Origin of the sequence: Prosthecobacter sp. (genome assembly GCF_029946185.1) — a bacterium.
Taxonomy (GTDB): Bacteria; Verrucomicrobiota; Verrucomicrobiia; order Verrucomicrobiales; family Verrucomicrobiaceae; genus Prosthecobacter.
Genome location: NZ_JAQSEA010000266.1, coordinates 1 through 9804, shown reverse-complemented (window position 1 = coordinate 9804; position 9804 = coordinate 1). Strand labels below are relative to the sequence as shown.

10 protein-coding genes are annotated in these 9804 nt (G+C 60.5%); 8 read left to right on the top strand and 2 right to left on the bottom strand.

Annotated elements, in window-relative coordinates:
- Positions 1 to 107: 107 nt before the first annotated feature.
- Positions 108 to 2300: a catalase/peroxidase HPI gene (gene katG / locus PSV43_RS21870; RefSeq protein ID WP_345784683.1), complete on the bottom strand. Its 2193-nt coding sequence runs from the start codon at positions 2298 to 2300 to the stop codon at positions 108 to 110.
- A 242-nt stretch (positions 2301 to 2542) separates the two neighbouring features.
- Here katG and PSV43_RS21865 point away from each other — a divergent pair, with 242 nt between their 5' ends.
- The 8 genes from PSV43_RS21865 (at position 2543) to PSV43_RS21830 (ending at position 8104) form a co-directional block, all read left to right on the top strand.
- Positions 2543 to 3457: a LysR family transcriptional regulator gene (locus tag PSV43_RS21865; protein ID WP_300202729.1), complete on the top strand. Its 915-nt coding sequence runs from the start codon at positions 2543 to 2545 to the stop codon at positions 3455 to 3457.
- Between the two features lie 133 nt (positions 3458 to 3590).
- Positions 3591 to 3941 (top strand): metalloregulator ArsR/SmtB family transcription factor, encoded by a 351-nt coding sequence (locus PSV43_RS21860; RefSeq protein WP_300202727.1) that lies wholly within the window; start codon positions 3591 to 3593, stop codon positions 3939 to 3941.
- 5 nt (positions 3942 to 3946) lie between these two features.
- Entirely contained in the window at positions 3947 to 4372 is a 426-nt protein-coding gene (locus PSV43_RS21855; RefSeq protein ID WP_300202725.1) for a rhodanese-like domain-containing protein, read from the top strand.
- Positions 4369 to 4851 (top strand): DsrE family protein, encoded by a 483-nt coding sequence (locus tag PSV43_RS21850; RefSeq protein ID WP_300202722.1) that lies wholly within the window; start codon positions 4369 to 4371, stop codon positions 4849 to 4851. Before PSV43_RS21855 ends, PSV43_RS21850 begins: the two co-directional genes overlap by 4 nt.
- Positions 4852 to 4873: 22 nt before the next feature.
- Positions 4874 to 5395 carry a YeeE/YedE thiosulfate transporter family protein gene (locus PSV43_RS21845; RefSeq protein ID WP_300202719.1) on the top strand — a complete coding sequence of 174 codons (522 nt, stop codon included), beginning with the start codon at positions 4874 to 4876 and terminating at the stop codon, positions 5393 to 5395.
- Between the two features lie 4 nt (positions 5396 to 5399).
- Positions 5400 to 5975 carry a DUF6691 family protein gene (locus tag PSV43_RS21840; protein WP_300202717.1) on the top strand — a complete coding sequence of 192 codons (576 nt, stop codon included), beginning with the start codon at positions 5400 to 5402 and terminating at the stop codon, positions 5973 to 5975.
- Complete coding sequence (locus PSV43_RS21835) at positions 5972 to 7645, top strand: FAD-dependent oxidoreductase (RefSeq protein WP_300202715.1); 1674 nt, start codon at positions 5972 to 5974, stop codon at positions 7643 to 7645. Before PSV43_RS21840 ends, PSV43_RS21835 begins: the two co-directional genes overlap by 4 nt.
- 9 nt (positions 7646 to 7654) lie before the next feature.
- Positions 7655 to 8104: a hypothetical protein gene (locus PSV43_RS21830; protein WP_300202712.1), complete on the top strand. Its 450-nt coding sequence runs from the start codon at positions 7655 to 7657 to the stop codon at positions 8102 to 8104.
- A gap of 45 nt (positions 8105 to 8149) precedes the next feature.
- Here PSV43_RS21830 and PSV43_RS21825 read toward each other — a convergent pair.
- Positions 8150 to 9804: bifunctional metallophosphatase/5'-nucleotidase (locus PSV43_RS21825; RefSeq protein ID WP_300202709.1), on the bottom strand; the 1655-nt coding region annotated here is incomplete at its 5' end.

The window sequence follows — 9804 nt, the reverse complement described above, 5'->3', positions numbered from 1 at the left end:
AGACAGAGGCTGAACGGTTGGGTGGCCGACGTTTCATTCCTCTACACGCAAAAAACCCCACCTCGGCGGGTGCCGGGATGGGGTTTTGTGAGGGCTCTGAATGCGTCTTACTTCTTCAGATCAAAGCGATCCAGATTCATGACTTTGGCCCAGGCCGCGACAAAATCGGTAACGAACTTCTGCTTGGCGTCCTCGCTGGCATAGACCTCGGCGGTGGCGCGGAGCTGGGAATTCGATCCGAAGACAAGGTCCACTGAGGTGGCCATCCACTTCATGGCGCCGGTCTCGCGGTCGGCACCTTCGTAGAAGTGCTCACAGCGGGGCGAGACCTTCCATTCGTTTTCAATGCTGAGCAGGTTCACAAAGAAGTCGTTGGTGAGTGCACCTCGATTCTTGGTGAGCACGCCGAGGTCGGGATGACCGGCGGTGGTACCAAGTACTCTCATGCCGCCGATGAGCACGGTCATCTCGGGAACCGAGAGCGTGAGGAGCTGGGAACGATCCACGAGGTTCTCAGGCGCGGGGCGGTCAAGTTCGTGACCGAGGTAGTTGCGAAAGCCGTCATGCTTCGGTTCGAGCACAGCGAAGGATTCGACATCGGTCTGCTCCTGCGTGGCATCCACGCGACCGGGGCTGAAGGGCACTTTCACATCGTATCCGGCCTTCTTTGCGGCTGCTTCGACAGCAGAGCTGCCACCTAGAACGATTAGATCCGCGAGGGAGACCTTCTTGACGGACTGGGCGTTGTTGAAGTCTTTTTGGATCGTCTCAAGCACAGCAAGCACCTTGGCCAGTTGCTGCGGCTGATTGACCTCCCAATCCTTCTGCGGAGCGAGACGGATGCGGGCGCCATTGGCACCACCACGCTTGTCGCTGCCACGGAAGGTGGAGGCGGAAGCCCAGGCAGTGGAAACGAGTTCGGAGGGGGAGATGCCTGAGTCAAGGAGCTTGGCCTTGAGCTTGGCGATGTCCTGCTCGTTCACCAATTCATGACCCACGGCTGGAAGCGGATCCTGCCAGATCAGCGCCTCTTTGGGAACCTCGGGACCAAGGTAGCGGGCGACAGGACCCATGTCGCGATGGGTGAGCTTGAACCAAGCCTTGGCAAAAGCGACCTCAAACTCTTTCGGATTATCAAGAAACCGCTTCGTGATCTTCCCGTAGGCGGGGTCCATTTTCATAGCAATGTCGGTCGTGAACATGATCGGCGCATGACTCTTGCCTTTGACATGTGCGTCAGGCACGGTGCCCTGGCCTGCTCCATCTTTGGGAATCCACTGTTGAGCACCTGCGGGGCTCTTCGTCAGCACCCATTCATAAGCGTAGAGATTGGAGAGATACATGTGCGACCAGCGGGCGGGAGCACTGGTCCAGGCACCTTCGAGGCCGCTGGTGATGGTGTCCTCCGCGTTGCCTTTGCCGAACTTGTTCTTCCAACCAAAACCCATTTCTTGCAACGGAGCAGCTTCTGGCTCGGGGCCGACGTTCTTCGCGTCACCAGCGCCGTGCGCTTTACCAAAGGTGTGACCACCAGCGATGAGCGCGACGGTTTCCTCATCGTTCATGGCCATGCGACCAAAGGTTTCGCGGATGTCGTTGGCGGCGGCGAGTGGGTCAGCTTTCCCGTTCGGACCTTCAGGATTCACATAGATGAGGCCCATCTGCACGGCGGCGAGAGGCTTTTCAAGCTGGCGCTCATCCTTGTAGCGTTTGTCGCCCAGCCAAGTGGTCTCAGGTCCCCAGAAGATGTCTTCCTGCGGCTCCCACACATCTGCACGACCACCGGCGAAGCCGAAGGTTTTAAAGCCCATGGATTCGAGGGCGACATTGCCCGTGAGGATCATCAGATCGGCCCACGAGATCTTGTTGCCGTATTTTTGTTTGATGGGCCAGAGAAGGCGGCGCGCCTTGTCCAAGTTCCCATTGTCCGGCCAACTGTTCAACGGTGCAAAGCGCTGCGTGCCGTAACCGGCGCCGCCACGACCATCGCTCGTGCGGTAGGTGCCAGCGCTGTGCCAGGCCATGCGGATCATGAAGGGGCCGTAGTTTCCGTAGTCGGCTGGCCACCACTTCTGCGACGTGGTCAGGAGTTCAGTGAGATCCTTCTTCAAAGCAGCGAGATCGAGCTTCTTGAACTCCTCCGCGTAGTTGAAGCCCTCGCCCATCGGGCTCCCCTGCGGCGAGTTTTGGTGAAGAATTTTGAGGTTGAGCTGGTTGGGCCACCAGTCGCTGTTGGTCATGGCTCCGGCTGCGGTATGCCGGCCTGCTGCGGCGGGCACCCCCATCACCGGGCACTTCATTGCGCTGTCGGTGGCTTGGGCAGACTTTTCCTGTGCAGATGCGCACACCAATGGGCTAAATATCAAAGCGGCAAGCCAGGCCTTGGGTTGAGATGATTTCATGGTATTAGGTTGGTTTTTGGTTCCATGTCGCGGACATCGTTTAAGAGCCGAACATACAACTTAGTGCCAGAGATGTATTCATGCATCCAATGCATTGTCTGAATGCTTGCGATGCACGTAACGCATCATTAACCTGTCTCATGCGAAACGAACTCAATCTCCACCTGCTCGTGCAATTCGTCGTGCTGGCACGAACGAAGAACTTCACCCGCGCTGCCGAGGAGTTGCATCTCTCCCAATCCGCGCTGAGCCGCGCGATCCAAAAACTCGAAGATCAGCTTGGCCAGCCCTTGTTCGAACGCAAACCACGCGAGATCCTACTCACCGACCTCGGTGGGCTGCTGCTTGATCGAGCCAAGCAAATCATCAAGCTCATGGAGGACACATTTTCCGAGCTTTCGGAGGCAGGGCGGCGCGGGCGGGTGCGCCTCGGCGCCATCCCCACCATCGCCCCTTTCTTCCTGCCCAGCCTTTTGTCGAGTTTTGCGAAAAAGTATCCCGACATCTCCATCATCGTGCAGGAGGACACGACCGACATGCTGATCAAACGCTGTACTCATGGCGAGATCGATTTGGCCATCCTCGCGCTGCCCGTCTCCGCCAAGCACCTCGAGTTCGAGCCGCTTTTCGATGAAGAACTGCTCCTGCTGCTCCCGCTCGGACATCCGCTGGAGTCACAGAAAAATATCACCGCCGAGTCAGTGGACGACTATCCCTTCGTCATGTTGAACGAGGCCCATTGCCTCTCGGAAAACATTGCCTCTTTTTGCCGGAAGCAATCCGTGCAGCCCGTCACCATTGAGCGCACCAGCCAACTCGCCACCGTGCAGGAACTCGTGTCCCTCAACCACGGCGTGTCCATCATACCTGAAATGGCGCGGAAGATCGACAACAGCGTCCAGCGCACTTACCGCTCCTTCAGTGGCGAAAAGCCCTCCCGCACCGTGGCGATGATGTGGAACCCCGGCCGCTTTCAGTGCAAGTCCCTCCAGTCACTCATGCAGCACCTACGCATTCAAAAAGAGGACCTAAAACGAGCGGCACCGCAGCCGTGAAAGGGGAATCGTTCGCGAAGCATCCCGGCTGACACAAGGTTTCTGTGGACGAAAGCCGTTCCATGGTGTTTCTATAATCAACTGTATGATCTTATACTCATATAGCAGATGCTTTAAAACCCGCCTTCGCTTCATGCCCGCCGCACGTAAAAAAAACCTGCCCCCAGTCTCAGAAGAGGCGCTCACTTTGATCGCCTCCTGGTTTCGTACGCTCGCGGAGCCCAGTCGTTTGAAGATCCGGCGCGCTCGAGAGGAGGGCGCAAAAAACATCACCGAGCTCGTCACCGCCACCGGCCTGACGCAGGCGAATGTCTCACGCCATGTGCAATCACTCGTGGACGCGGGGATGGTGGGCCGCCGCCGCGAAGGTCTGACCGCCATCTGCTTCATCGCCGACCCCAGCATCACCGAACTGTGTGACAACGTCTGCAACAACCTCCTCAAACGTCTCTCTCAACAGGTGAAAAAGCTCGGCGGAGCCTGACCCCCATGCCATCATTTTCCATGATCTGGACCATCGTCATTCTCCTCGCCGGTATCGGCCTCTGGTATTGGTATGAAGGCGGCTGGGACCGCCGTCTCTTCAAAGCGCAACCCGGCTCAATCTGTGCGAACCTCAATGCCGGTCAGGCCAATGCGTGGCTGCGCGAACACCCCGAGACTCAGGTGCTCGACGTGCGGTCATCTGGCGAGTTTGAAGGCGGTGCGCTGCCCAAAGCGGTGAACATATCCATCGGTGACGCGGCCTTCGAAACCAAGGTCACTGCGCTCGACAAGAACAAGCCCGTGCTCGTTTACTGCGCCGGCGGCTTTCGCAGCCGCAAGGCCGTGGGCGCGCTGAAGCAGATGGGCTTCCGCAACATCCAGCACATCCACCGCGGCTACATGTCGTGGCAGCCCGACACCCAACCATGAAACACCTGCTCTGCACCCTCCTCGCCCTCACCGTCTCCCTATCTGCCGCCGAACCGGAAGTCATTCCGATCCAGGTGCGCGAGAACTTGCGCATCGTCTATCAAGTGACCGATGACGTGGCTCACGATGGCGTGAACAAGGGGCTGTTTTACGCCCGCAAACTCATCAACACCTACGAGAAGCAGGGCATCGCTGCTGATCAGGTCCATCTGCACCTCGTCTATCATGGCACGGGCATCGCCGCCGTGGTGAATGATGCGGCCCGCAAACGCCTCGGCGCGGATGCGGCCAATCCAAACGGCGAGATCCTCGCGGAACTCATCAAGCGCGGTGTGCAGGTGGAGCTGTGTGAAAACACCATGCAGCAGAAAGGCGTGAAACCCACCGAACTGATGCCCGGAGTCAAACTCGTCGTCGGTGCCTTCCCGCGTCTGATCGATCTGCAACTGCAAGGCTTCGCCTACATCAAGTTTGAGTAATCCACGGCTCCCACCATCAACCATGAAAACACACCGCTGGAATCCCTACCTCGTTGGCGCGCTGATCGGCGTGCTCAGCATCCTCACCTTTGCGCTGGCAGACAAGCCCATCGGCATCTCCACCGGCATCGCGCAGGCCGCTGGCGCATGTGCGCTGCCTGTGCTGGGCGCGGACGGCGTGACTGCCAATACTTACTGGGCCAAAAAAGCCGTGCCTGCCTGGGACTACGGCAGCCTGTTTGTGCTCGGCAGTTTTTTTGGTGCCCTGGTCAGCTCATTGATGAGCGGCAGCTTCAAACTGGAGAGCGTGCCATCCCTCTGGCGCGAGCGTTTTGGCCCCTCCGTCGGCAAACGACTGTTCGCCGCGTTCATCGGCGGTGTGGTCATCATCTTCGGAGCACGGCTGGCGGATGGCTGCACCAGTGGTCACGGCATCAGTGGTTCACTGCAACTGGCCGTGAGCAGCTGGACTTTCTTCATCGCCATGTTCATCAGCGGCATCGTCACCGCTTTCCTCCTCTTCCGCAGCACCTCCAAATCCTGATTTCATGCACACACCTCTCGCCTTCATCACCGGATCCAGTTTGCTCTGGGCCGGACTGCTCTTCGGCTTCATCTTTGGCGTGCTGCTGCATCGCGGCGGCGTCACGGACTTCAATGTCATCGTGAAGCAGTTCCTCTTTCGCGACTTCACCGTGCTCAAGGTCATGTTCACCGCCATCGTCGTCGGTGGCGTGGGCCTGTTCATCCTGCACGGCCAGGAGCTGTCCAACTGGCACATCAAACCGGCCACCATGCTCGCCGTGGTGCTCGGTGCCGTGCTCTTTGGCATAGGCATGGTCATCTACGGCTACTGCCCTGGCACCGGCATTGCGGCCATCGCTACAGGCAAGCTGGATGCGCTCGTGGGCTTTCTGGGGATGCTCGTCGGTGCGGCGGCCTATGCGCTGTGCTACGACTGGATCGCCGCGAACATCCTTCCGGTGGCGGATCTCGGCAAAAAGCGCCTGCCTGAACTCACCACGCTGCCGGAATGGGCATGGTATGCGGGACTGGTGGTGCTCGCGGCGGTTGTCTTTGCGCTCGTCGCTCGTTTTGAAAAATCCCGCTCCCAACCTTCATGAAACCCCAACGTCTGGTCATCATCGGAGGCGTGGCCGGTGGTGCCAGTGCCGCAGCGCGTGCACGCCGTCTTTCCGAAACCTGTGAAATCACCGTGCTGGAGCGCGGCCCCCATGTCTCTTTTGCCAACTGCGGCCTGCCTTACTTTGTGGGCGGTGAGATCTCGCAAGAGGAGGATCTGCTGGTGCAGACACCGAAGAGCCTGCACGCGCGTTTCAACCTCGACGTGCGCGTAAACAGCGAGGTCGTGTCGATTGATCGCGAGGCCAAAGTGGTGAACGTGCGCGAGCTGACGAACGGACGTGAGTACGCGCTGCCCTACGATGCGCTCGTCATTTCCACGGGGGCGGCACCACTGTCTCCGCCAATTCCCGGCATTCAGCGCGAAGGCCATTTCGTGGTGCGCAACGTGCCGGATGTGGTGCGGATCAAATCATGGCTCAGCGAGACCGGGGACACCCGTGCCGTGGTGGTCGGCGGCGGTTACATTGGTTTGGAAATGGCGGAGCAGCTTGTGCGGCATGGCGGCGTCTCCGTGACGCTCGTCGAAGCACTGCCGCAGGTCATGGCACCGCTCGACCCCGAGATGGCCGCGTGGCTGCATCTGGAACTCAAACAGCATGGCGTCGTGCTCTGCACCGGTAGCGCCGTAGCCGCATTTGAAGCACCGACCGATGCCGAGCCTGCCCGGGCCTCCGTGGTGGTGCTCAAAGATGGCCGCCGTCTGCCTGCGGATATCGTCGTGCTCGGCATGGGCGTGAAACCTGAAAGCGCCCTGGCCAGGGCCGCCGGTCTGGAGATCGGCGGACACGGTGGCATTCGCGTGAATGAGCGCATGCAGACGAGCGATGCGGCGATCTATGCCGTCGGCGATGTCGTGGAAGTGCGCGATGTCGTTACCGGAGCGTGGAGCCTGATCCCGCTGGCGGGTCCGGCGAACCGGCAGGGCCGCATCGCTGCAGACAACATCATGGGTCGCAGCGCCAACTACAAAGGAACGCAGGGCACGGCCGTACTGCGGCTCTTTGGCCTCACAGCAGGCTGTACCGGGGCGAACGAAAAGACGCTGCGTGCCACAGGCAGCCCCTACCATGCGCTGCATCTGCACCCGGCTTCTCATGCAGGCTATTATCCCGGTGCGGAACCCATCGCGATGAAAGTGCTTTTCGACCCGGAGACCGGCAGATTGCTCGGAGCCCAGGCAGTGGGCCGCGATGGTGTGGACAAGCGCCTCGATGTCCTGGCCACGGCGCTCAAAGCCGGCATGACCATGGATGATCTCGCCGAGCTGGAGCTGGCCTATGCGCCGCCATTTGGCTCTGCCAAAGATCCCGTGAATCTCGCAGGGATGGCCGCGCAAAACGTTCTCGCCGGAGATGTGGTGCTCGCGCAGTGGCATGAGATCGCCACGCTTGATCCTGACAAGACGCTCGTGCTGGACGTGCGACGTGCCGATGAGCGCGCCAAGGGCGGCATCCCCGGTTCCCTGCACATTCCGCTGGATGAACTGCGCGGACGTATGCACGAACTGCCGAAGGACAAGGAGATCATCGCCTCCTGCCAGAGCGGCCAGCGCAGCTATTTTGCGTGCCGCCTGCTAGCGCAAAACGGCTTCCGCGTGCGCAATCTCGCCGGTTCGTGGCGTACCTGGTCTGCCGCCCGGAACTCATGAGAAAAGCCGGTGCCTGCGGCACCGCAAGATAGGCCCAGCATTGCACCGCGACGTCCCGGCTCCATCCGGCATCTTGGAGCAGTCCTGAAGACGACCGCAGCCAGATCTGGCCGGAAACGCATTTCACCTAAAAACACCACCGCCACCGAACACTCCAAGGACAAACTGGATAACTCCGGATGGAAAAACGACCACGCCGAGTGGACCACCGATCACGAGGAGGCCGCCGCCATCCTGAAACGGGTGCAGGAGGAGCTCGCTCTCCCCAAGCAGCGCATCCGCGCGCACGAGGCGGAGATCGCCACGCACGAGCACGAGAAGACAGGGAGCACGCCAACCTCTACACATGTACACGCTGAAGCATGCCATGAGAAACAGAAGCAGAAGCACGAGGCCACCATAGCGCATCACGACCGCATCATGGAGGCGTTGCACCTGCTCAATGAAGCGCTGAAGTGACCGGCTTTCGGCATTGGCTGGCGAAGTGGAGCGCCCCTTCGCCGGTCAGATTTTGCGCAGCGCGCGCGGGATGCAGTTGGTCGTGCCGGTGAGCGTGGCGTCCTGGCTGAAAACCACTTTCGGGAGATCGGTCGCGACTGACCGTCCACCACGCTTGGTTGCGATGACGGGATGCTCTTTCAAATACTCCACGAGAGCCTCGTGAACGCTCAGCGGCTCGATCCGTGGCTCGCTTGCGTCGCGCAGGCGGCAGATCATGGCGAGCGGTTCGCCGTCGCGCTCGCAGCCACCGATGGTGAAGTGTGCGGCATCGTCCACCTCGCGGTCGTTTACTTTGAGCGAGACAACGCGTTTGCCGGGTGGATTCATGGCGGTGAAGACCACGGCGAGGCCAGAGGCGCGCGGCCCCCAGCCGCCGGAAAGCTTCCACGGGTCTTTGGAAAAGACGAGTTCCAGCTCGTTTTCGAGATAGTCGCGAAGCTGCCGTCCAGTGACGGTGCCGGACTTCATGCGCGTGTCGAGCGGCAGCATGTTCCAGAGGTCTGCGATGGTGATCGGGCCAGCCGGTAGAGGCGGACCAAAGCGGAAGCCATTGGTGAAGCCGACGTCGGCGCCAGTCATCTCGCGCACGGCGTCGGCGATGAAATCGTCGGTGTTTGTTTCGAGCACGTCGTAGCGCATGAGCTGCCGGCTCGTTTGGCCGACGACGGTGTTCATCCGCGCGCGATGCGGCGCGAGCGAGGCATCAACAAGGGCTTTTACTTTTGCGTCTTCGGGAAACTCGCGAGCGCGAATCGGGATGAGTCGAAACTCGTGGCTCGCGATGCCGCCCTTCTCGCCCAGCGTGATGTCGAGTCGCCCGAGAAAGGAGGCCATGGCGCCCGGCTCCACGATGAGCACCTTGCCTTCGATGATCGGTTCGACAGTGCGTTCGTGGGTATGGCCGGAGAGGATCACGTCGAGTTCAGGAATCTCGCGCGCAAGCTGGCGCGAGACAGTGAGGCCGGAGTGCGAAATGATGACGACGAGATCCGCCCGCTCCTTCTCGCGCGTCGCTTTCACGAAATCGCGCAGTCCGTCCAGCCGCGTGGAATCAAGGCCACGGACCTGCTTGGGCGGCTGGCGCACGGTCGTCGTTGGATCGGCGATGCCGATGAAGGAAACGCGGACGCCGTCCTTTTCCAAAGTGACTGCAGGTGCAAAGAGCCGCTGGCCCGTGGTGGTGTCATGGAAGTTGTAGGCGATGACCGGTGCGGCAACTTTCGCCATCAGCGCCTTGAAACGCTCCGGCCCGTAAACTACCTCCCAGTTTCCCGGCACAAACGCATCGAGCCCGAGTGCGTTCAACGGCGCGATCACGACCTCGCCCTGCGTCCATGCGGCCGGTCCGGAACCTTGCACGGCATCGCCGCTATCCACGAGAAAGCTCGCGCCGGCGACCGTTGCGCGCTCGCGATCGATCGCCGTCTTGAGTCGCGCGAAGCCGCCCATGTCCTGAATCTCCGGCGTTTCACCGGGCATATAGTCAGGGTGCGTTTCGAGTTGTGCGTGCGTATCAGCCATGTGCAGCAGCGTCACCCGGCGCCCGGCTGGCGGTGGAGGATTCTGCGTGGTGCGTCCGAGAGAGTGGCTGGCGGCAGCAGCCGCGGTGGTGGTGGCTAGAAAAGTGCGACGATTCATAGAATGAAGGGCTAAGGGAT